Source organism: Streptomyces sp. Inha503, assembly GCF_047215865.1.
GTDB lineage: Bacteria > Actinomycetota > Actinomycetes > Streptomycetales > Streptomycetaceae > Streptomyces > Streptomyces lycopersici.
Genome location: NZ_CP178360.1, coordinates 11112097 through 11132952, shown reverse-complemented (window position 1 = coordinate 11132952; position 20856 = coordinate 11112097). Strand labels below are relative to the sequence as shown.

Below are 20856 nucleotides of genomic sequence, written 5' to 3'. Positions count from 1 at the left end.
GGAGGGCATGTCGTGACGACTGCGGCGGTGCCTCGTGGCAACGGCGAGGAGGCCGAGCCGGACGGGCGGTCCCCCAAGTCCGTCCTCGGCAAGGTCGGGCTGATCCTGTCGGCCTTCGGCGACGGCGACCTCTCCCTCAGCCTCACGGAGCTGACGGCGCGCACCGGGGTCGCCAAGGCCACGGTGCACCGGCTGTGCCAGGATCTCGTCGCCAGCGAGCTGCTGGAGCGGGACGGCTCCCACTACCGGCTCGGCCTGCTGCTGTACGCGATCGGCCTGCGCGCACCCCGGCAGCGCACCCTGCGCCACGCCGCGCGGCCGGTGATGGAGAACCTCGCGCAGGCCCTCGACAGCCCGGTGAGCCTGTCCGTGCCGAACGGCACCGACCTGCTGTGCATCGACAACGCCGGCCGCCACCGCAACCGGGCCGGTGCCTCGATCGGCGGACGGCTGCTCCAGCTGCACAGCACGGCCCCGGGAAAACTCACCCTGGCCCTGCTGCCCGACCAGTACCCGCTGACTCGGCTGGCCCCCCATATGCGCCGGATGACCGCCCGCACCCTCACCGCCGACCGGCTCCCGGGCGAACTGGCCCGCATCAAGGAGCAGGACTACGCCACCGACTCCGAGGAGCACCGGCTCGGCTATTCCGCCGTGGCCGTGCCCGTGCGCGGGCCACGGGACGGCGCCTATCTGGGCGCGCTGTCGGTCGTCGCCGCCACGGCACGCCACAACGCCCCCCGTACGCTGGCGGCGCTGCGGAACGCCTCGGAGGCCGTCACCACCCGTCTCGCGGTCATCGAGGCGTACCGCACCGAGCCGTAGCCCTCAGAGCCTGTGTCACACAGGCTCTCAGTCGACGAGCAGCCGGGCTATCCCCCGTTCGCTGAAGACGTCCCCGGTGGCGAGGGCCACCGCCCCGTGCAGGGCCGAGGCGGCGCCGAGCCGTGTCGTGGTGATGATCAGATTCCGGGTGGCCAGCGGCAGGGCGCGCTGGTACACCACGGCGCGCACCCCGGAGAGCAGGTCGTCGCGCAGGTCGCTGAGCGGGCCGCCGAGGATCAGGGTGCGGGGGTTGTACATGTAGACGAGCATGGCGGCGAGTTCGCCGATCTCGGTGGCCGCCTGCCGCAGGGCCCGGACGGCGGGCGGGTCGTTGTTCGCGACGCGCTCCGCGAGCTCGTGAACCCCGTGCAGCGGGTCCTCCTCGGTGGACTCGGGGATGTCCAGGGTCCGCAGGACGGCGCGGTGAGAGGCGATGGCGCGCACACAGCCGACATTGCCGCAGGTGCACAGGGCGGTGCCGCCGCCGAGGGACCGGATGTGGCCGACATCGCCGGCCGCGCCGTCCGCGCCGCGGTAGATCCCGCCCTCCGCGCTGATGAGCCCCGCTCCGATCCCGTTGGCGATCTTGAGGCAGAGCACCGGGGTTTCGGCCCGGGCCTGAACGGCCTCGCCGAGGGCCATGAGGTTGGCGTCATTGTCCACCTGGGCCGGGGCCCGGAACCGTGCGCGCAGCCGTTCGGCGACCGGGTAGCCGTCCCAGCCCGGCATGCCGTTGGGCCTGAGCGGGCAACCGCGCTCCCGGTCCACGGGAGCCGGCAGCCCCATGACCACCTGACGCACCCGGTCCGGGTCGCGCCCCGACCGCTCCAACAGGGCGTGCAGCCGGTCGCACACCACCTCCAGGACCGTCTCCGGCCCCGTGTCGATGCGCACGGCCACCGTGTCCTGGGCGATGAGACGTCCGCCGAGGTCGGCGATCGCGATCCTGGTGTCCAGGGTGTCCACGTCGGCGACGGCGATGGTCCCCGCGTGCGGGCTGAGGGTCAGCAGCCGCGGCGGCCGGCCGCGCACCGATTCGCCGGACTCCATCTCCTCCAGGATGTCGCGGCCGAGGAGTTGGTCCACCTGCTGGCCGACCGTGGAGCGGGCCAGACCACTGCGGCGCGCGATCTCGGCCCGGTTGGTCGCCTCACCGGCCAACACGAGGTCCAGCACCCTGCGCAGTCCGGCGGGAACCGCGGGCAGCAGCGTCTGATCGGCGGAATAACCGTCACCTTCACGCATTTCCCCAACCTAGCCGTCGTGGATCACCCCGGAACAGCCCTCCTTTAAGACGTTATTAGTTTGCAAGAAAAATTAACAACCGCCTCTTGTTTGGGGTAACCGAACTAAACGAAGGTGTTAGGCGACGCGAACACGCCTTACTCAACGGCAGGCAGCGGGCGGTCCCCTGGCGCCCCCGTTCCCGAAGTCAAGGGCGGTGGACCGCCCGGCGCGACACCGCGGGGCCCGGCAAGGCACCACCGCACCACGGACGTTCGCGGATCACCGGCAAACCCGACCATCCCCGCACCACTCCCGGGAGAGGAACCCACCTCCATGGCCAAACAGACCCATCGCATCGGCATCCTGGGCAGCGGCAACATATTCGGCCGGTATGTCACCGGTCTCGCCCGCTACCCGGAGCTGGAGATCGTGCGGGTGGCCGACATCGATGTGGCACGGGCGAAGCAGGCGGCCGCCGACCACTCCATCCCGGCCTGGGGTGACGACCGCCAGCTGTACGCCGACGACTCGGTGGACATCGTGGTCAACCTGACGCCGCCGGTCCACCACGCCCGTACGATCATCACGGCCCTGGAAGCGGGCAAACACGTCTACGTCGAGAAGCCGCTGGCCACCACGGTCACGGACGGCGAAGCGGTCCTCGCGGCGGCCGCCCGCACCGGGCGTGTCCTCGGATCCGCGCCGGACACCTTCCTCGGCAGCGCCGCCCAGACGGCACGCAAAGCGATCGACTCGGGCCTGATCGGAACGCCCATCGGTGCTTCCGCCTTCATCGGGCACAGCAAGGCAGAGACCTGGCACCCGAACCCGGCCTTCCTGTTCCAGCCGGGCGGCGGCCCGGTGATGGACATGGGTCCGTACTACCTGGCCGTCCTGGTCAACTGCCTCGGCCCCGTCTCCACTGTCTCGGCGGCCGCCCGCATCGGCGTGCCCGAGCGCACCGTCACCGCGCCCGAACGGACCGTGGACACCGTCGAGGTCACCATCCCCACCCACACCGGTGCGGTGCTCACCTTCGCCTCCGGTGTCATCGCCACCACCCAGATGAGTTTCGACGTCTGGGACAGCGATCTGCCGTACCTGGAGGTCTACGGCAGCGAGGGCACCCTCTCGCTGGCCAACCCGAACCACTTCGACGGCGATGTGCGGCTCCGGCGGCACGGGGACGGCGACTGGACGGTCCTGGAACCGGCCCTCGAACTCTTCGGCGCCGTCGGCACCCGCGAACAGGCCCGCCGCGGGCTCGGCGTCCGCGACCTCGCCAACGCCGTCGAGGGCGGCCCGCACCGCGCCAACGCCGCCTTCGCCTTCCATGTGCTCGAAGGGCTCTGCGCGTTGGAGGGCTCCGCCCAGCGGGGCCGGTCCGTGACATTGAGCAGTTCCTGCGAGCGCCCCCAGCCCCTTTTCACCGTCTGACACCCGCCCGTCCCACCGCCCCGCCCTCAGGGAAAGGACCCTCATGACCATCCGCCACGACAGGATCGCGATCAACCCCCTCCAGTGGATCGCCACCGACGACGGCTGGATCGACCCCGCTCTGGCGCCGCCGCTGCCAGAGCGCCTCAAGGTCATCCGCGAGGCCGGCATCGCCGCCGTACACGCGGACGTGCCCGCCGGGATGACGGCCGCCGAATACGGCCGGCTGCTCGCCGAGCACGGTCTGGCGCCCGCCCCGGGCTATATCTCGGGCCCCCTCCCGGAGGACGAGAGCAGCCTGCGCGAACTGCTCGACAAGACCGACCGCGTCAGCACCCAGATGGCCGAACTGGGCCTGCCCACGGTCTTCGTGGCCACCGGTATGAACAAGCAGGCCCCCCGTGTGCACCGCCCGGCCGTGGGCGCGGAGGCCACTCCCGAACGGCTGGCGCGGGTGCGCGAGGTGTTCGCCCGCATGGGCGAGACCACCAGGGCGAACGGTGTCGCCGCCGCGTTCCACCCCCACATCGGCACCTGGGCGGAGACCGAGGAGGAGACCCGCTTCATCCTCGACGGCGTGGACGCCGACGTCCTCTCCTTCGGCCCGGACATCGGCCACCTCGGCTGGGCCGGTGCCGATGTCATCGGCCTCATCCGCGACTACGGCGACCGGGTCGCCGCCCTCCACATCAAGGACTTCCACGCCGACGTCGCCGAGCGGGGCCGCGCCGGGGCATGGACCTACCAGCAGACCGTGCTGGCCGGTCTGTGGGCCGAGCCCGGCCACGCCTCGGTCGACATCCCCGCCACCCTCGCCGCGCTGCCCGCCACGTTCGACGGCTGGCTGGTGATCGAGGTCGACCGCGGCGCCCAGGCCACCCCCGAGGAGAGTGTGCGGCTCTGCGGCGAGTGGGCCCGGCGGCAGCGCTGAGCACGGCACCCGAGAGCAGAAGGACGACATGCGAAGAATGGTCATGGCAGGGGTGGCCCTCACCCTCGTGGCCGTGTCGGCGTGCGGCCGCTCCGGCGCCACGGCGTCCGCCACCGGAGCCGACACGCTGACGCTGTCCATCGGCAACGCCCATACCGGCTGGGACCTGGCCTCCGCCGCCCTGGGCGACAACATCCAGTACTACGAGCCCGTCTTCGACTCCCTGGTCCGGCTGGACCCCGAGGCCCGTCCCCACCCGAACCTGGCCACCTCCTGGTCCTATGACCGCGACCGCACCGCGCTGACCATGAGGCTCAGAAAGGGCGTGCGGTTCACCGACGGCACCGCGCTCGACGCGACGGCCGTGAAGAAGAACCTGCTCCACACCAAGCAGGGCACCAACGAGGCCGCCGGCAAACTGCGCGCCATCGACTCGGTCGAGGTCGTGAACCCCCGGACCGTGGCCCTCCATCTGTCGGCGCCCGACCCCCAGCTCGTGGCGAACCTCGGCGACCCCTCGGGCATGATCGCCAGCCCCAGGGACCTGACGGCGAAGGGCGGTCCGGTCGGCTCGGGCCCCTATGTCCTGGACAAGGCCGCCACGACCAACGGCAGCACCTACGCCTTCACCCGCAACCCGGACTACTGGAACCCGAAGGCGTACCCCTTCGACAAGATCGTCATCAAGAACATCACCGATCCCACGGCCCGGCTGAACGCCCTGCTCAGCGGGCAGGTCGACTGGGCCCGTATCACCCCGCAGACCGCTCAGTACGCCAAGAGCCGCGGCCTTGAGGTGCGGGCGCACGCCGACAGCGTCGAGGGCCTCTACATCTGGGACCGCACCGGCAGGACCGTGCCCGCCCTGGGCAAGGTGAAGGTGCGCCAGGCCCTGAACCACGCCTTCGACCGGAAGACCATCGTCGACAAGCTCAACCTCGGCTATGCCACGGCCACCTCGCAGCTGGCGACCGCGGGCTCCACCTGGTACGAGAAGTCCCTCGAGAGCAACTATGCCTACGACCCGGCAAAGGCCAGGAAACTGCTCGCCGAGGCGGGTTACCCGCACGGCTTCACCGTCACCATGCCCGACGTCTCCTCCGTGGCGCCGAGCCAGCAGGTCGTCATGACGCAGGCCCTGGAGGACATCGGCATCAAGGTCAAGGTGGACAAGATCCCGTTCACCCGGCTGTTCACGGCCCTCCAGTCCGGCGAGTACCCGATGTCATGGTTCAAGCTCCAGTCCGGCCAGCCCTGGGACTTCATCCAGTCCGAGCTGACCAAGGGCGCAGCCTGGAATCCCGCCAAGGACTTCGACCCGAAGCTCAACCGCATGATCGACAAGGCGCAGAAGGCCCGGGGCGCGGCGCAGACCGCGGCGTTCCGCGAGATCAACTCCCACCTCCAGGAGAACGCCTTCAACGCGCCCTGGGATGTGCTCGACGCCGTCCAGGGCAACTCCAAGAAGATCAAGGTGACGCCCCGGGCCTTCGTCTCCGCGGTACCGATCTCGAACATGGCCCCCGCCGGCTGACGCGGAAGGAACGAACGCGATGCTGACCTTTCTCGTACGCCGCGTCACGGCCGGTCTGGTGCTCCTCTATGTGCTCGCGACGGCGGCGTACGCGATGATGAGCCTCACCGGGGCCGACGCCGCGCGCACCATCGCCGGCACGATGGCGACACCAGAGCAAATCGCCGCCAAGAGACATGAGTTGGGCCTGGACCGGCCATGGATCAGCCAGTACGGACAGTGGCTGTCCCACGCGGTCCGGGGCGACTTCGGAACCTCCTGGTTCGGCGGTGACTCCGTCTCCGAAAGCCTGGTGCTCAAGGCACCGGTGTCCCTGTCCATCGTGGTCAGCGGGCTCCTGCTGGCCACCGTCCTCAGCGCGGTGCTCGGCATCGCCGCCGCCGTACGGCGCGGATGGCTCGACCGGGTGGTCCAGGCGACCGCCATCGTCGGGTACGCGGTGCCGAGCTTCCTGATGGCGCTGATGCTCTCCGCCACCCTCGCCGTCCAGCTGGGCTGGCTCCCCGCCACCGGATACGTGCCGCTCGCCTCCTCCCCCTCCGACTGGCTCCGGTCCATCACCCTCCCCGCCGTCTCACTCGCCATCGGCGCCATCGCCGCCACCGCCCAGCAGGTGCGCGGGGCGGTCATCGACGTACTGCGCGAGGACTTCGTGCGCACGCTGCGCAGCCGGGGGCTGAGCGAGCGGAGGGTGCTCTTCCGGCATGTGCTGCGCAACGCGGCGCCCCCGGCGCTGACCGTGCTCTCCCTCCAGTTCATCTCCCTGGTCGGCGGCGCCGTCGTCATCGAGAAGGTCTTCGGACTCCCCGGAGTGGGCTCCGCCGCGGTGACAGCGACCGTCAACGGCGACACGCCCCTGGTCATGGGCGTCGTGGTCTACCTCGTCCTCATCGTCGTGGCGGTCAATCTGCTGGTGGACCTCGCCTACGGCTGGCTCAACCCGAAGGTGCGTGTCCGATGACACATTCCGCGACCGGCGATACCCCCGGCACACCCGGTTCCACGCCGGGCACCACCCGCGGACGCGGCTATCCGCTGGGCCGGCTGCTCCGCCATCCGATGGCGGTGGTGTGCCTGGTCCTGCTGGCCCTCATCGTGGCGGCCAGTGTCTGCGCGCCCCTGCTCACCTCGGCCAGTCCCACCCGCGCCACGCTGGCCGACGCCTTCGCCGCACCCGGCGGCGGCCACCTCCTCGGCGCCGACAGCGTCGGACGGGACGTGCTCGCGCGGCTGCTGTACGGCGGCCGGGTCAGCCTGCTCGGCGGGTTCATCGCCGTCGCGGTCGCCCTGCTGATCGGTGTGCCGACCGGGTTGCTCGCCGGCTACTACCGGGGCCGGACCGACGCCGTCATCAGCTGGCTGGCGAGCCTCGTCATGGCCGCGCCCGCCATCATGGTGCTGCTGGTCTCCATCGCCGCGATCGGCCCCGACACCAACGCGACGATGGCGGTGCTCGGCATCATCCTCGCGCCCGGGGTCTTCCGCCTCGTACGGGCCTCGGTCACCTCGGTCCGTGAGGAACTGTACGTCGACGCCGCCCGGGTCTCCGGACTCGGCGACACCCGTATCGTGCGCCGGCACATCCTGCCGGTGGTGCAGGCGCCCACCATCGTCCAGTCGGCGCAGATGTTCGGCGTGGCCGTGGTCATCCAGGCGGGCATCGAGTTCCTCGGCCTCGGCTCGGCCGGGCAGGCCAGCTGGGGCGCGATGCTCAACGACGCGTTCGCCAACCTGTACACCAAGCCCTCCCTGCTGGTGGCCCCGGGCCTGGCGATCGTAATCACCGTGGCGGCGCTCGGTCTGCTGGCCAACGCCCTGCGGGACGCGCTCCTGGAGACGGGCGCCCCGGCGGCGCGGCGGCCCGGACGCCCCAGGGCGGCACGGCCCAGCGCTCGCCCGGAGGGCGGGGACGAAAGCCTCCTCGCGGTCGAGAACCTGCGGGTGACCTACCCCGCCCGGGACGGCGAGCGCACCGTGGTGGACGGGGTGTCGCTCACCGTACGCCGTGGTGAAGTGGTCGGTCTGGTCGGCGAGTCGGGCTCGGGCAAGAGCCAGACGGCGTTCGCGGTCCTCGGACTGCTGCCCCCGGAAGCCCGGAGCGAGGCCGACCGGCTGAGCTTCGACGGCCGCGATCTGCGGGGGCTCGGGCGCAAGGAACGGAACGCGCTGCGCGGCTGCCGCATCGCCTACGTCCCCCAGGAGCCGATGTCCAACCTCGACCCGGCCTTCCGCATCGGCACCCAGCTCATCGACCCGATGCGGCGGCATCTGAAGCTGACGGCACGGGAGGCGCGGGAGAAGGCCCTGGCCCTGCTGGAGCGGGTCGGCATCGCCGAGCCGGAGCGCGTCTACCAGGCCTATCCGCACCAGATCTCCGGTGGTATGGCGCAGCGGGTCCTCATCGCGGGCGCCGTGTCCTGCGACCCCGACCTGCTGATCGCGGACGAACCCACCACGGCGCTGGACGTCACCGTCCAGGCGGACGTGCTCGATCTGCTGCGGGAGTTGCAGCGGGAGCGGCGGATGGGTCTCATCCTGGTGACACACAACTTCGGCGTGGTCGCGGACATCTGCGACCGGGTGGCCGTCATGCGGACCGGCCAGGTCGTGGAAACCGCTCCGGCCGAGCGGCTGTTCGCCGAACCGCGCCACGAGTACACCCGCATGCTGCTGGACTCGACGCTGGAGGACGCTCCGCCGCGCACCCCACTGCGGCAGGGCCCGGCGACCGGCACGTCCCTCCAGGAGAAGGTATGAACACCACCCCGGCCATAGTGCTGGAAGTCGACGGACTGGTCGTGGAGTACGCCGCCAAGGGGCGGCGCGCCCAGCCGTTCCGGGCCCTGCACGGAGTGTCCCTGGACATCCGGCCCGGCGAGACCGTGGGGCTGGTCGGCGAATCCGGCTCGGGCAAGACGACGCTCGGGCGCGCGGTGCTGGGGCTCGCCCCGGTGGCCGAGGGCGAGATCCGCTATGCGGGCCGGGTGATCTCACGGCTGAGCGCGCGGGAGCGGCGTACGCTCAGCGCCGAGATCCAGGTCGTCTTCCAGGACCCCTACACCTCGCTGAACCCGGCGATGACGGTGGGCGACATCCTCACCGAGCCCCTGCTGGTCTCGGGCACCGCCCGCGCCTCCGCCGAGCAGCGGGTCCGCGGACTGCTCGACCAGGTGCGCCTGCCGGCCGACGCCGCACACCGGCTGCCACGGGAGTTCTCCGGGGGTCAGCGCCAGCGCGTGGCGATCGCGCGGGCCCTGTGCCGCGAGCCACGGCTGATCGTGTGCGACGAACCGGTCAGCGCGCTGGACCTGTCCACCCAGGCGCGGGTGCTGGAGCTGTTCGTGGAGATCCAGGAGCGCACGGGTGTCGCCTATCTGTTCATCACCCACGATCTGTCGGTGGTGCGGTGTGTCAGTCATCGCGTGGCCGTGATGCACCGTGGCCGGATCGTGGAGTCGGGCGAGGCGGCGGCCGTGACCGGCGACCCGCGGGACCCCTATACGCGACGGCTCATGCTCGCCGCCCCCGTACCGGATCCGGAGCGCCAGCGGGAACGCCGTGAGCGGCGTCGGAGCCTCATGGCCGGGGCGGCAGAATGACGGGCATGGACAACGCATACGGATTCACCGCGTACGGCGGCCCGGAGGTGGAGCGCTTCCTGGACCTTCCGCTCCCCTCCCCCGGGCCGGGGGAACTGCTGGTCGAGGTGCGTGCGGCAGGTGTCAATCCGGTCGACTGGAAGGTGCGCGAGGGGATGCACCGGTCGTTCCTGCCGCTCGGCCTCCCGGCGGTGTTCGGACGCGAGGCGGCCGGGGTGGTGGTGGCCCTCGGCCCCGGGGTCGAGGGGTTCGCCGTGGGCGACGCGGTGTTCGGCAGCAGTGCGCGTGGCTGCGGCGGCTACGCCCACCACGCCGTCCTGACCGCCGGCTTCACGATCGTCAAGCCGGAGGGGCTGTCGTACACCGACGCGGCGGCCCTCCCGGTGGCGGCGGGGACCGCGTACGACTCCGTGCGCGGACTCAAGGTGACCGCCGGGGAGACCCTGCTGATCCTGGGCGCCGGAGGCGGGGTCGGGGTGGCGGCGGTTCAACTCGCCGCGTCGGAGGGGGTGTCGGTGGTCGGCACCGCGTCCGGTGCGAAGCGGGAGTTCGTGTCGTCCCTGGGCGCCACCGCCGTTCCGTACGACGGTGACGACACCGCGGACCGGCTGGCCGCCGCGCTCCCGAACGCCGCCGACGCCGTACTGGACCTGGTGGGCGGCGACGCCCTGGACACGGTCTCGGGCCTGATGTCCCCGGACTGCCGGGTTCTCACGGTCGCCGCCCCGGAGACCGCGGCCCGCTTCGGTGCCCGGCAGCTGTCCCGTGGCAACAGGGCGGAGACCCTGGCCGAACTCGCCCGCCGGGTCCGGGACGGCCGGCTCGATCCCCACGTCCGGGAGGTCTTCCCCTTCGCGGAGGCCCCGGCCGCCCTCCGCGTGGTCGAGTCCGGCCACCCGTGGGGAAAGGTGGTGCTGGAGATGCGGACCAGGACGCGATGACGTTCTCACCCGGGTACCAGGGGTGTGGCGTCCAGGCGGTGGAACGCTCGGTTGAAGTAGACGAGGCTCTGCCCGCCCGAGCGGGTGCGGATCTGCTCGATGTCGACGAACAGCACGCTGTGGGAGCCCATGGGGACGGCGTCCGTGATGGTGCCGATGGCGCTCACCAGGGCGTCCTTGAGGACCGGCACATCGTGGGCGCGGTCCCAGACGTCCCAGGTGAAGCGCTCGGCCATCGGCACCTTCGTGGCCCCGGCGAAGTGCAGGGCCAGTTCCTGCTGGGCGCCGCCGAGCACATTGACGCAGACCCTTCCGTTGGCCCGGAACACATCGTGCATGGCGCTGCCGCGGTTGACGCAGACCAGTACGGTCGGCGGATCGTCGGTCACCGAGCAGACCGCGCTGACGGTGATGCCACAGCGGCCGTTCGGTCCGTTGGTGGTCAGGATGTTGACGGCTGCCGGGAGATGTGCCATCGCCTCCCGGAACTGGGACGGGTCGGGGGTCACGGCGGGGCCCCTCCTCTGCTGCCTCGGTTCGGACTGACTCAAGTGGGTGCGGTGCTCCGGGGGAACGTCAGCGCATGTACAGGCCGCCGTTGGCGTCCCAGCAGGCGCCGGTGACCGCGTCCGCGTGGTCGGCGGACAACAGCACGGCCATGTCGGCGATGAACTCCGGACGCCCCAACCTCCTTACGGGGATGGCGCGTTCGAAGTCGTCGATCTTGTCCGGCGAGATGATGTCGCGGACCACCGGCAGGTCCAGGGGGCCCGGGGAGATGGCATTCACCGTCACCCCGTCCGGCGCGAGTTCGCGGGCGAAGACCTTGGTCAGGGTGGCCACTCCGCCCTTCGCCGCCGCGTAGTGCGCACCGGTCGCCGTACCGCCGTTCTGGCCGGCGAGGGAGGCGATGTTGACGATGCGCCCATGGCCCTGTTCGGCGAAGTAGGCGCCGAAGACCTGGCAGCCGAAGAAGGCGCCGTTGAGGTTGGTGGACACGATCTCGCCGAAGCTATCGGGGCCGATGTCCATCAGCGACTCGGCCTTGGTCAGTGCGGCGTTGTTGACGAGCACATGGACGGCGCCCCAGCGTTCGACGAGCTGATCGCGGACGGCCGCGAAGGCGCTCTTGTCGCGCACGTCCAGGGCCAGCCCGACGGTGGCGCGGCCCTCCGGGTCGAGGTCCGCCGCCGCCTTCACCACGCCCTCCTCGTCCAGGTCGGTGAGGGCGACGCGGTACCCCTGCTCGTGCAGCCGCCGGGCGATGCACACGCCCAGGCCGCGGGCGGCCCCGGTGACGAGGGCGACGCGGCGGGTCTCCACGGTCATCGGGTGGCCCCCGGCTCGGGCAGCGGACGGCCGACGCGCGCCTCGATCTTCATATAGCGCCACAGGCCGTGCTCGCCGACCTGGACGGTGCGGAAGAGGTCACAGGCGGCGGCGACCGTCGGCTGGTCGGCGACGTCGGCGAGGACGTAGCAGGTCCAGGGCCAGGAGGCGGAGGGGCCGACCATGTGCTGATCGTCGTCGACGGTGCCCAGGACGGTCACTCCGGGCAGCTCGTACAGCTGCCCGAGCATGGATGTGAAGCCATCCCAGACGATCTTGCTCCGGCCGGTGGGCAGGTCGAAGAAGCTCTGGTTGACGCCGATGCAGAACAGCACCCGCAGGGGCGCCTCGGGGGAAGCGGACATGACGGATTCCTGCCTTTCGGAAGTGGCCGGTTCACAGATAGCCGGGGAAGGGCTGAACGCCCATGAGGACCGCGCCCGCGCCGTCGTACATGCCCTCCTGGAGGAAGGCGTGCTGCGGGACGACCGAGGCATCGCGCAGATAGCGCTCCATGGGATTGCCGTCCGCGATGGCGGCGATGCCACCGAGCTGGTAGGCGGCCCGGACGACCTCGAAGGAGGTCTTCGCGAGATGGGCGGAGGCGAGCCGCAGCGAGCTGGTCTGTCGGGCGCTCGCCGCGTCCCCCGCCGTCACGGTGGCCCACACCTCCTCGGTGGTTTCGTAGAAGTAGGCCCGCGCGGAGCGGAGTTGGGCCTCGGCCTGGCCGACCGCGATGCGATAGGTGGCGCGCTCGGCGGGGACCGGGGCGCCCGTGTAACCCGCGCGGCCGCCCTGGGCGATGACGTGGTCGAGGGCGGCCCGCGCCACTCCGAGGCCGACGACGGCCAGCACCTGGGCGGCGTAGGGGACGGACGGGTAGCGGTAGAGCGGTTCGTCCACGGTGGGCTCGCCGCCGCGGACGAACGTCCACTCGTCGGGTACGACGGCCCCGTCCACCACCAGATCGTGGCTTCCGGTGCCGCGCATCCCGATGACGTTCCAGTTCTCGACGATCTCCACCTGCTCGGGCCGCAGGACGGCGGTGAGCGGACGGCCGCCCTTGGCCTCCCCGCCCTTGATGCCCACGCCGAGCACATCCGCGCCCAGGCAGCCGCTGGCGAACTTCCAGCGGCCGGAGACCCGGTGGCCACCCGGAACACGCTCGGCGGGCCGCACCGGGAACAGCCCTCCGGCGAAGACCAGATCGGGCCCGTCGGCGTACAGCTCGGCCTGGGTCCGCGGCGGGAGCGCGGCCAGGTAGACCAGGGACGAGCCGAAGCTGGCGACCCAGCCCGCCGAGCCGTCGACGACCGCGATCCGTTCGATGAGCCGGAGGAATTCGGCGGGCGGCAGGGCGTCCCCGCCGTATTTCTTCGGTGTGCTCGCCCGGTAGATTCCCGCGTTCTTGAATTCCTCGATCACATCGCGCGGCACATGCCTCTTCTCTTCGAATTCGGCACGCCGCCGTTCGACCACGTCCAGCACCCGGTCGAAGGCCGCTCCGGAGGCCGACCGCCCCGCGGCCGCCGCCTTGGCGGCATCCAGCGTCTGCGTCATGAGCGAATCCCCTCGCATTGCCGGGCGGTTCTCCCGCCCGCCTTGTCATCACGCTAAGTGCGGCCGCTCATGAGCCTCAATTGGGCGTCGGATTCATCGCGTAGGGGATTTCCCCTACACGGGAGGTACCGGCTAGCGGCCGGGAACGGCCATGGGCAGCGTGAAACGGAAGACCGCGCCGCGCGGCTGGTTCGCCGCGGTCTCGATCCGGCCGCCGTGACGGGTGATGATGCGCCGGCTGAGGGCGAGACCGATACCGCTGCCGTTCTCCTTGGAGGTGAAGACACCGTCGAAGATCCGGTCCCCGGGCGGCGGTCCGTTCCCCTGGTCCCTGACCTCCAGCACGGCGGATCCGTCCGCGCCTCGCCGGGTGGTGACCCGCACCTCTCGTTCGGCCTCCGGCCGGCCGGCCATCTCGTCCACCGCGTTGAAGGCGAGGTTCATCACGACCTGCCCGATGAGTACGTTCTCGCACAGCACCGGCAGCGGCTCGCCGGTGAGGTCGTACTCGACGGCCACCGCGTGCTCCCGGGCCCTCAGCTCGATGAAGTACGCGCAGTCGCGCACGATCGCGTTGAGGTCGGTCAGCTGCTCGGACTGCTCCAGGCGGCCGACATAACCGCGCAGGCTGCCGAGGATCCGCCGGGCCCGCTCGATCTGCCGGACGGCGTTGTCCAGTCCCCAGGCCACCGCGTCGTGGCCGCGTCCGAGCCGACCGCGCGCCCCTTCCACGAAGTTGTACGCGGCCGCGAGCGGCTGGCTCACCTCGTGCGCGATCGCCATCGCCATGTCGCCCATGGCGTTGTTGCGGGCCAGATGGTTCAGGCGCTGGGTGTCGCGGCGGTGCTCCTCCTCGGCGCGGGACAGATCGCGCCGGACCGCCTTCTCCTCGGCGATGTCCCGGAACTGGACCATCACCACCGTCCGTCCCGGCAGGGCGACACGGACGGCGGTCGCCTCGGTGAGGATCTCCTCGCCGCTCCGGGAGCGGTAGCACCACTCGGTGGCGCTGATGCCGTGCCGTGCCGCCTGCCCGAGCCAGCGGTGGCCGAGTTCACGGCTGTACTGCCGGGCGTTCTTGCTCATGTCCGGTGCCTTGAGGGGCTTCAGCTCGTCGACGGTCCAGCCGAGCAGTTCGCAGGCCGCCCGGTTGGCCCAGAGGATCTCGTACGTCCGGGCGTCGTGCAGCAGGACGCAGTACTTCAGGGCCTCCATCAACGTGCGGAAGTCGGCGGAGGGAAGGCGGCCCGCTGCGGTGTCCCTCATCGCTCCGCCGGGGGCCGCAGCCCCAGCCGGAGGATGTCGTGCACGAGGGCCGCGATGGACTCGGCGCCGGTCTTCTCCCGGATCCGGGCGCGGTGCACATCGACGGTCTTGGCGCTGATGCCGAGCCGGGTGGCGATGCGCTTGTTGGGCACGCCGTCCACGGACAGTGCGAGCACCTCCCGTTCCCGGGCGGTCAGCCGGTCCAGGCCGGCCCGCAGTTCCCGCTGGACGGCGGCCCGCTCGAAGCGTTCCCGCGCGGTGCGCCGCGCGGCCTGTACGACGTCCAGCATGTGCTGGGGGTCGTAGGGCTTCTCCAGGAAGTCGACCGCGCCGTTCTGTAGCGCGCGTACGGACATCCGGATGTCGCCGTGCGCGGAGACGAAGACGACGGGCATCGGCTCGCCCGTCTCGTTCAGCAGCTGCTGTACGTCGAACCCGCTCAGCTCGGGCATGCGGACGTCGAGGACCAGGCAGGCGGGCCGGTCACGGTCGTAGGAGCGCAGGAAGGTCCGGGCGTCGTGGAAGCGCTCCGAGCGGATGCCGACCGATTCGAGGAGCCAGGCGAGCGATTCGCTCAGCTCGTCGTCGTCGTCCAGGATGTAGACGAGGGACATCTCAGCCGTCCCGCCGGTGAACCCGGTCGAGCCCCCGGATGCGGAAGGTCATGAGGCGGCCTCCTTCAGCCGTTCGGCCCGGCGCCACGCCTGGCGGTCGGGGTCCGGCACCGGCGCCGCGAGCAACAGCCGCCGTGTGTAGGCGTGTTCCGGTGCCTCGGTAACCTGGGCGGCGGCGCCCGTCTCCACGATGTCGCCACGGTACAGCACGGCCACCAAGGTGGCTGATGTGCCGGACCACGGACAGCCTGGGGTCCCGGCACAGGGCGCGCGCGATGGCGATCCGCTGGCGCTGGCCACCGGAGAACTCCCGGGGCAGCCGGTGCACCGAGTCGTGCGGGAGGTACACACGGTCGAGCAGGGTCCGCACCCGGCAGGAAGTCGAGTCCAGACGGTCCGTCCGCGGCCGACCGCCCCGGGTGCTGACGATCAGCCCGCGGCCGGAACCGTCGTCGCCGTGGACATCGACACCGCCGCCTCCCATCTGGCCATCACCGACCTCAGCAGACGGCCGATCGCACGGGACACGGCCGACGTCCGGATCGACGCGGGCCCGCGGGCCGTGCTGGACACGACCGCGATCCCGGCCGGGTGCGTGAGGTGGTCGTCGGGCTCCCCGGGCCGGTGGACTTCCGGCAGGGGTGCGCGGTGCAGCCCACCGGCATGCCCGGCAGGGACGGCTACCCCGTCGCCGACCACCCCCGGGAGCGCTTCCGCGCCCTGATGGCCCCGCGGGCGACATCGGCCACACCCGCGCCGTCGGCGGAAGCAACGTCCTGTGTGTCTGCGGCAACGTCGGCTGTGTCGGAGCGATCGCCGCGACGATCCGGTCTCCGCCGTACGAGCCGTCGTTACCAGCGCGCCCTCCCGCTGGCCACCCGCAAACTGACCATCACCGCGACACAGCTCAAGGGTGGTTCCGGGCTCCACGGCGGCATCGCCCTCGCCACCCAGGACGTCTTCGGGCCGGCGGGCATCGTACGGCTGCTCGCCGACATGTCAGGAACGGGCGAGTAGGCGGACCGCTTCCGGACGGGTCCGGAAGCGGGCCGCTGTCGTGGCGGGTGTCAGACCACCGGGGCCGGGTAGGTCGGGTACTCCACCCCGGAGACGTACTGGACGACGCGGATGACCTGGCAGGAGTAGCCGAACTCGTTGTCGTACCAGAGGTAGAGGATCGCGTTGTCACCCTCGACCTTGGTGGCGCCCGCGTCGACGATCGAGGCGTGGCGCGAGCCGATGAAGTCGTTGGAGACCGCGTCGGGAGCGCTGATGAAGTCGATCTGGCGCTTGAGCGGCGAGGTCAGGGACACCTCGCGGAGATGGTCCAGGACCTCCTCGCGGGTGGTCTCGCGCGCGAGCCGCAGATTGAGGATCGCGATCGAGACGTCCGGCACCGGAACCCGGATCGAGCTACCGGTGATCTTCGCCTCGAGGTCGGGCAGGGCCTTCGCGACGGCGGAGGCGGCACCGGTCTCGGTGATGACCATGTTGAGCGGCGCCGAGCGGCCACGACGGTCGGACTTATGGTAATTGTCCAGCAGGTTCTGGTCGTTGGTGAACGAGTGGACGGTCTCCACATGGCCGCGCAGCACGCCGTACTCGTCCGCCATCGCCTTCAGCGGCGGGACGATCGCGTTGGTGGTGCACGAGGCGCAGGACAGGATCCGCTCGTCCGGCTTGATCGTGTCGTGGTTGACGCCATGGACGACGTTGGGGACATCGCCCTTGCCCGGCGCGGTCAGCACCACCTTGTCGATACCGGGGCGCAGATGCTTGGACAGCCCTTCGCGGTCGCGCCACTTGCCGGTGTTGTCGATGAGGATGGCGTCCTTGATGCCGTACGCCGTGTAGTCCACCGACGCCGGGTCGTCGGCGTAGATCACCTTGATCTCGTTGCCATTGGCGATGATCGTGCCGTTCGCCTCGTCCACGGTGATCGTGCCCTGGAACTGGCCGTGGATGGAGTCGCGGCGCAGCAGCGAGGCCCGCTTGACGAGATCCTCACCGGCCCGCCCGCCGCTTCCGCGGACGACGATGGCCCGCAGCCGCAGCCCGTTGCCGGATCCGGCCTTCTCGATGAGCAGCCGGGCGACCAGCCGCCCGATCCGCCCGAACCCGTAGAGGACCACATCGCGTCCCTCACGGCACTCGATCTTGTTGGCCCCGGTGGCCCCGGCGACGGCCTCGGCGGTGAACTCCGCCACGGAGAGACCGCGGTCATCGGCCCGGTGTGTCTCGGCGAGCAAGCCGATGTCGATCTGGGAGGGGCCGAGATCCAGCGCGGTGAGCGCGTGCAGGAACGGCAGGGTGTCGGTGACCGATAGCTCCGCACCGGCGATCTGACGGGCGAATCGATGGGTCTTCAGGATGCTGACGACCGACTTGTTCACCAAGGAGCGGCTGTGCAGCAGGACCGTGACGTCCCGCTCCCGATGCAGCTTCCCGATGAGGGGGATCATCGACTCCGCGATCTCCTCGCGGTGCTTCCAGTTGGTGAACGAGTCCTCGTTGAGAGTCACAAGTTTATCTTTCGAGCTAGGTGGCGCTCATATGGTAGCCCCCCAGGTCATCGGGGGCGTCGGCACCCCCCGGCCAGCCGCACCACGCGGGCTCCCGACCCGGCTCGTATACCGCCGGTCATTCCCTGATGAATTACGACGCGGATATCAGCCGTAAAATAGCGACTTAGTGGGCGTCGTTTTTCGGACAGCACTCATGGCGAAACTTACCATTAACAGGAATTTACCAGTGAGAAATACCACTCCCTCACAGATCAGCTCCCGGTAGCGATCCCCCTCCAGAGAGGTAGATGGTTTTCACAGGCAACCATCTCCCGCTGAGTGAAAGGGATGATCACTGTGTGCGGCATCACCGGCTGGGTCTCCTACCGTCGCGATCTGACCTCCCACCGCCAGGTCCTCGACACCATGACGGAGACGATGGCCTGCCGGGGCCCGGACGCGGCCGGAGCGTGGGTGACCGGCAGGGCGGCGCTCGGGCACCGGAGGCTGGCCGTCATCGACCTGCCCGGCGGGGCGCAGCCCATGGCCGTCGACACGGCCGACGGCCCCGTGAGCATGGTCTACTCAGGTGAGGCGTACAACTTCACCGAGCTGCGCGATGAACTGCGCCGCAGGGGCCACGGCTTCACCACCGACTCCGACACCGAGGTCGTCCTGCGCGGCTACGTCGAATGGGGCGAATCCCTCACCGAGAAGTTGAACGGCATGTACGCCTTCGCCATCTGGGACTCCCGTACCGAGAAGCTGGTGATGATCCGGGACCGGATGGGCATCAAGCCGTTCTACTACTACGAGACCGACGACGGCGTCCTCTTCGGATCCGAGCCCAAGGCCATCCTCGCCAATCCGCTCGCCGCCCCCGAGGTCGGCCTGGACGGGCTGCGGGAGATCTTCTCCTTCGCCAAGACCCCGGGCCATGCGATCTGGAAGGGCATGAAGGAGCTGCGCCCCGGCCATATCGCCACCGTCGACCGCAATGGACTTCGCGAGCAGGCGTACTGGCGTCTGGAGGTGTCCGAGCACACCGATGACCAGGAGGCGACCGTCGCCCATGTGCGGGAGCTCCTGGAGGACATCATCGCCCGTCAGCTCGTCGCCGACGTGCCCCGCTGCACCTTGCTCTCCGGGGGGCTGGACTCCTCGGCGATGACCTCGCTCGCCGCCCGCAAGCTCGGCGAACACGGCGAGACCGTGCGCAGCTTCGCCGTGGACTTCCCCGGGCAGGCGGAGAACTTCCGCGCGATCGACGTGGCGCCCAGCGTCGACACGCCGTATGTGCACGCCGTGGCCGAGCATGTGAAGTGCGACCACCGGGACATCGTGCTCGACGGCTCCGCCCTGTCCGACCCCGCCGTCAGGCAGGCGGCCATCGCGGCGAGGGATCTGCCCATCGGGCTCGGCGACCGGGACAACTCCCTCTATCTGCTGTTCAAGGCCGTTCGCGAACAGTCGACCGTGGCCCTGTCGGGCGAGTCGGCCGACGAGGTCTTCGGCGGCTACCCGTGGTTCCACGACGAGCGGCGCGAGGCCGACACCTTTCCGTGGCTCGCCGGAGGACTGACGCTCGGCGACACCAAGGACCTGCTGTCCCCGGACCTCACCGAGAAGCTCGACCTGGACACCTACCTGCACGACCACTACCTCAGCGCCCTGGACGAGGCCCCGCTCAAGGACGGCGAGACCGGTCTGGAGAAGCGCATGCGGCAGGTCTGCTATCTGCACCTCACCCGCATGGTCAACACCCTGCTCGACCGCAAGGACCGGATGAGCATGGCCGTCGGCCTGGAGGTCAGGGTGCCGTTCTGCGACCACCGCCTCGTCTCCTATGTCTTCAACACCCCCTGGTCGCTGAAGACGTTCGACGGGCGGGAGAAGAGCATCCTGCGCGGGGCCACCCGCGATGTGCTGCCCGAGTCCGTGGCCGACCGTAAGAAGAGTGGTTACCCCGGCAGCTTCGACCCCGCCTATCTCGCCGCCATCAGGCGGCAGGCGGGCGACCTCATCACCTCCGGACACCCGGCCCTCGAACTGTGCCGCACCGAGACGCTGAGGGAGGCGCTCGACGCACCGGCTGAGGTCATCACCAGTCAGCAGCGCGCCACCGTCGAACGCGCTCTCGACCTGGCGACATGGTTCGACCTGCGCAAGCCCGTCATCACGCTCGACTGACCCCCGGGGTCCCGGGCAATTCACCCATCACAACACATCACGAGGGACGGGCACCCGGGCCACCGGGTGCCCGTCCCTCGTGATGTGGCCGGTCAACCGGGCCGCTCCCGCCCGGCGCGGCCGTGAGGTAGCTGGTGATCATCGCGACGAGTTCGTTCTCCAGCCGCTCGGTGTCGATGGAGTCGGGCGCCGCGATGAGCTGGTGGACGACGAGCTCGACCGTGGACACCACGAGCCGGGCGGCGACGTAGGTGTCCTCGACCCGGACTTCGGGATGGCGCTCGAGCAACTCCTGGGTGTAGGCGACCCGTTCCCGCTCATGCCGGGCGATCTTCTCCAGCAACTCGGGCGACCGTGGCCCGTGTTCCATCATGACCCGGAGCAGCTGCGGGTCGTCCAGATGGTTCGCGATCACAGGGCGCGCGAACCCGCGGATGATCTCTTCCAGGGAGTCCGGTTCGTCCTCGTCCTGGCGGCTCCTGATGGCGTCGCCCCCGGCGTCGAGGTGACGGATCAGCAACTCGGCCAGGATCGCGTCCTTGTTCGGATAGTACTGATACAGCGAGCCGATCGAGATCCGGGCGCGCTCGGCGATGCGATTGGTGGTCCCGGCGGCATAGCCGTACTCGGCGAAAATGTGAGCAGCGGCGGTGAGGATGCGCTGCCGGGTGAGCTCGGCCCGGGCCTGGCGTGGCTGTTTACGTGGCTGAAGTCCGCGACGGCCGGTCGTCATGACACCTCCTGCACAGCGCCCGTGAAAGCGAGTGGCGCAAGACCTGAGTAATTGCTCACAATAGTGCCATGAACTGCGGCGTTGCGGTGAGCCACCGTCGTCGGCAGGGAGGCGGGAGGCGACCGGCACGGACCCCGCGCCCTCCGCTCCGCCCCGCCCGGAAGGA

Annotated in this window: 20 protein-coding genes and 1 pseudogene; 10 read left to right on the top strand and 11 right to left on the bottom strand. The window is 70.3% G+C overall.

Annotation, left to right across the window (positions count from 1 at the left end; translation table 11 throughout):
* Positions 1–12 precede the first annotated feature (12 nt).
* On the top strand, positions 13–825 hold the full coding sequence (locus ACJX2R_RS46050; RefSeq protein ID WP_413104969.1) for an IclR family transcriptional regulator: 813 nt from the start codon (positions 13–15) through the stop codon (positions 823–825).
* Positions 826–852: 27 nt separating this feature from the next.
* Here the strand turns inward: ACJX2R_RS46050 and ACJX2R_RS46045 are convergent, their stop codons facing one another.
* Complete coding sequence (locus ACJX2R_RS46045) at positions 853–2070, bottom strand: ROK family protein (RefSeq protein WP_413104968.1); 1218 nt, start codon at positions 2068–2070, stop codon at positions 853–855.
* A gap of 315 nt (positions 2071–2385) precedes the next feature.
* Between ACJX2R_RS46045 and ACJX2R_RS46040 the strand changes: the two genes are divergently transcribed.
* From ACJX2R_RS46040 to ACJX2R_RS46010, 7 genes are read left to right on the top strand one after another with little or no spacing between them, the layout of a single operon-like run.
* Positions 2386–3489: a Gfo/Idh/MocA family protein gene (locus ACJX2R_RS46040; RefSeq protein ID WP_413104967.1), complete on the top strand. Its 1104-nt coding sequence runs from the start codon at positions 2386–2388 to the stop codon at positions 3487–3489.
* Between the two features lie 43 nt (positions 3490–3532).
* The gene (locus ACJX2R_RS46035; protein ID WP_413104966.1) at positions 3533–4420 is read left to right on the top strand and encodes a sugar phosphate isomerase/epimerase family protein; all 888 of its coding nucleotides are present in this window, start codon (positions 3533–3535) and stop codon (positions 4418–4420) included.
* Positions 4421–4448: 28 nt separating this feature from the next.
* A complete protein-coding gene (locus ACJX2R_RS46030) occupies positions 4449–5954 on the top strand; it encodes an ABC transporter substrate-binding protein (RefSeq protein WP_413104965.1) in 1506 nt (501 codons plus the stop codon).
* A gap of 19 nt (positions 5955–5973) precedes the next feature.
* On the top strand, positions 5974–6915 hold the full coding sequence (locus ACJX2R_RS46025) for an ABC transporter permease (RefSeq protein ID WP_413104964.1): 942 nt from the start codon (positions 5974–5976) through the stop codon (positions 6913–6915).
* The gene (locus ACJX2R_RS46020) at positions 6912–8711 is read left to right on the top strand and encodes a dipeptide/oligopeptide/nickel ABC transporter permease/ATP-binding protein (RefSeq protein ID WP_413104963.1); all 1800 of its coding nucleotides are present in this window, start codon (positions 6912–6914) and stop codon (positions 8709–8711) included. Before ACJX2R_RS46025 ends, ACJX2R_RS46020 begins: the two co-directional genes overlap by 4 nt.
* Positions 8708–9553, top strand: coding sequence for an ATP-binding cassette domain-containing protein (locus tag ACJX2R_RS46015; protein WP_413104962.1), 846 nt, complete (start codon positions 8708–8710; stop codon positions 9551–9553). Before ACJX2R_RS46020 ends, ACJX2R_RS46015 begins: the two co-directional genes overlap by 4 nt.
* 5 nt (positions 9554–9558) lie before the next feature.
* Entirely contained in the window at positions 9559–10494 is a 936-nt protein-coding gene (locus ACJX2R_RS46010; RefSeq protein WP_413104961.1) for an NADP-dependent oxidoreductase, read from the top strand.
* A gap of 5 nt (positions 10495–10499) precedes the next feature.
* On the opposite strand, the gene ACJX2R_RS46005 is transcribed toward ACJX2R_RS46010, so the two are convergent.
* From ACJX2R_RS46005 to ACJX2R_RS45970, 8 genes and pseudogenes are all read right to left on the bottom strand, one after another.
* Positions 10500–11003, bottom strand: a complete 504-nt coding sequence (locus ACJX2R_RS46005) for a flavin reductase (protein WP_413104960.1) — start codon at positions 11001–11003, stop codon at positions 10500–10502.
* A gap of 67 nt (positions 11004–11070) precedes the next feature.
* Positions 11071–11823 (bottom strand): SDR family NAD(P)-dependent oxidoreductase, encoded by a 753-nt coding sequence (locus tag ACJX2R_RS46000; RefSeq protein ID WP_413104959.1) that lies wholly within the window; start codon positions 11821–11823, stop codon positions 11071–11073.
* Positions 11820–12188: a hypothetical protein gene (locus ACJX2R_RS45995; RefSeq protein ID WP_413104958.1), complete on the bottom strand. Its 369-nt coding sequence runs from the start codon at positions 12186–12188 to the stop codon at positions 11820–11822. Before ACJX2R_RS45995 ends, ACJX2R_RS46000 begins: the two co-directional genes overlap by 4 nt.
* A gap of 31 nt (positions 12189–12219) precedes the next feature.
* Positions 12220–13383, bottom strand: a complete 1164-nt coding sequence (locus ACJX2R_RS45990) for an acyl-CoA dehydrogenase family protein (RefSeq protein WP_413104957.1) — start codon at positions 13381–13383, stop codon at positions 12220–12222.
* A 132-nt stretch (positions 13384–13515) separates the two neighbouring features.
* Positions 13516–14649: a sensor histidine kinase gene (locus ACJX2R_RS45985; RefSeq protein ID WP_413104956.1), complete on the bottom strand. Its 1134-nt coding sequence runs from the start codon at positions 14647–14649 to the stop codon at positions 13516–13518.
* Positions 14646–15263: a response regulator transcription factor gene (locus ACJX2R_RS45980; protein ID WP_413104955.1), complete on the bottom strand. Its 618-nt coding sequence runs from the start codon at positions 15261–15263 to the stop codon at positions 14646–14648. Before ACJX2R_RS45980 ends, ACJX2R_RS45985 begins: the two co-directional genes overlap by 4 nt.
* 48 nt (positions 15264–15311) lie before the next feature.
* Positions 15312–15636, bottom strand: a pseudogene (locus ACJX2R_RS45975) (ATP-binding cassette domain-containing protein); the annotation flags it as partial.
* Positions 15637–15692: 56 nt separating this feature from the next.
* A complete protein-coding gene (locus tag ACJX2R_RS45970; protein WP_413106196.1) occupies positions 15693–15836 on the bottom strand; it encodes a hypothetical protein in 144 nt (47 codons plus the stop codon).
* A gap of 18 nt (positions 15837–15854) precedes the next feature.
* Here ACJX2R_RS45970 and ACJX2R_RS45965 point away from each other — a divergent pair, with 18 nt between their 5' ends.
* Positions 15855–16280, top strand: a complete 426-nt coding sequence (locus ACJX2R_RS45965; RefSeq protein ID WP_413104954.1) for a hypothetical protein — start codon at positions 15855–15857, stop codon at positions 16278–16280.
* Between the two features lie 50 nt (positions 16281–16330).
* Here ACJX2R_RS45965 and ACJX2R_RS45960 read toward each other — a convergent pair whose 3' ends face one another.
* A complete protein-coding gene (locus ACJX2R_RS45960) occupies positions 16331–17785 on the bottom strand; it encodes a glyceraldehyde-3-phosphate dehydrogenase (RefSeq protein WP_413104953.1) in 1455 nt (484 codons plus the stop codon).
* Between the two features lie 339 nt (positions 17786–18124).
* Here ACJX2R_RS45960 and asnB point away from each other — a divergent pair, with 339 nt between their 5' ends.
* On the top strand, positions 18125–19957 hold the full coding sequence (gene asnB, locus ACJX2R_RS45955) for an asparagine synthase (glutamine-hydrolyzing) (protein WP_413106121.1): 1833 nt from the start codon (positions 18125–18127) through the stop codon (positions 19955–19957).
* Positions 19958–19994: 37 nt separating this feature from the next.
* Here the strand turns inward: asnB and ACJX2R_RS45950 are convergent, their stop codons facing one another.
* Entirely contained in the window at positions 19995–20690 is a 696-nt protein-coding gene (locus ACJX2R_RS45950; RefSeq protein WP_413104952.1) for a TetR/AcrR family transcriptional regulator, read from the bottom strand.
* Positions 20691–20856: the final 166 nt, after the last annotated feature.

Excerpts from the sequence above, each read along its gene's own strand:
- ACJX2R_RS46020 (WP_413104963.1), top strand. The coding sequence starts at position 6,912 with ATGACACATTCCGCGACCGGCGATACCCCCGGCACACCCGGTTCCACG.
- ACJX2R_RS46025 (WP_413104964.1), top strand. The coding sequence starts at position 5,974 with ATGCTGACCTTTCTCGTACGCCGCGTCACGGCCGGTCTGGTGCTCCTC.
- ACJX2R_RS46045 (WP_413104968.1), bottom strand. The coding sequence starts at position 2,070 with ATGCGTGAAGGTGACGGTTATTCCGCCGATCAGACGCTGCTGCCCGCG.
- ACJX2R_RS45985 (WP_413104956.1), bottom strand. The coding sequence starts at position 14,649 with ATGAGGGACACCGCAGCGGGCCGCCTTCCCTCCGCCGACTTCCGCACG.
- ACJX2R_RS45950 (WP_413104952.1), bottom strand. The coding sequence starts at position 20,690 with ATGACGACCGGCCGTCGCGGACTTCAGCCACGTAAACAGCCACGCCAG.
- ACJX2R_RS45990 (WP_413104957.1), bottom strand. The coding sequence starts at position 13,383 with ATGACGCAGACGCTGGATGCCGCCAAGGCGGCGGCCGCGGGGCGGTCG.
- ACJX2R_RS46010 (WP_413104961.1), top strand. The coding sequence starts at position 9,559 with ATGGACAACGCATACGGATTCACCGCGTACGGCGGCCCGGAGGTGGAG.
- ACJX2R_RS46030 (WP_413104965.1), top strand. The coding sequence starts at position 4,449 with ATGCGAAGAATGGTCATGGCAGGGGTGGCCCTCACCCTCGTGGCCGTG.
- ACJX2R_RS45980 (WP_413104955.1), bottom strand. The coding sequence starts at position 15,263 with ATGTCCCTCGTCTACATCCTGGACGACGACGACGAGCTGAGCGAATCG.
- ACJX2R_RS46015 (WP_413104962.1), top strand. The coding sequence starts at position 8,708 with ATGAACACCACCCCGGCCATAGTGCTGGAAGTCGACGGACTGGTCGTG.
- ACJX2R_RS46035 (WP_413104966.1), top strand. The coding sequence starts at position 3,533 with ATGACCATCCGCCACGACAGGATCGCGATCAACCCCCTCCAGTGGATC.
- ACJX2R_RS45995 (WP_413104958.1), bottom strand. The coding sequence starts at position 12,188 with ATGTCCGCTTCCCCCGAGGCGCCCCTGCGGGTGCTGTTCTGCATCGGC.
- ACJX2R_RS46040 (WP_413104967.1), top strand. The coding sequence starts at position 2,386 with ATGGCCAAACAGACCCATCGCATCGGCATCCTGGGCAGCGGCAACATA.
- ACJX2R_RS46000 (WP_413104959.1), bottom strand. The coding sequence starts at position 11,823 with ATGACCGTGGAGACCCGCCGCGTCGCCCTCGTCACCGGGGCCGCCCGC.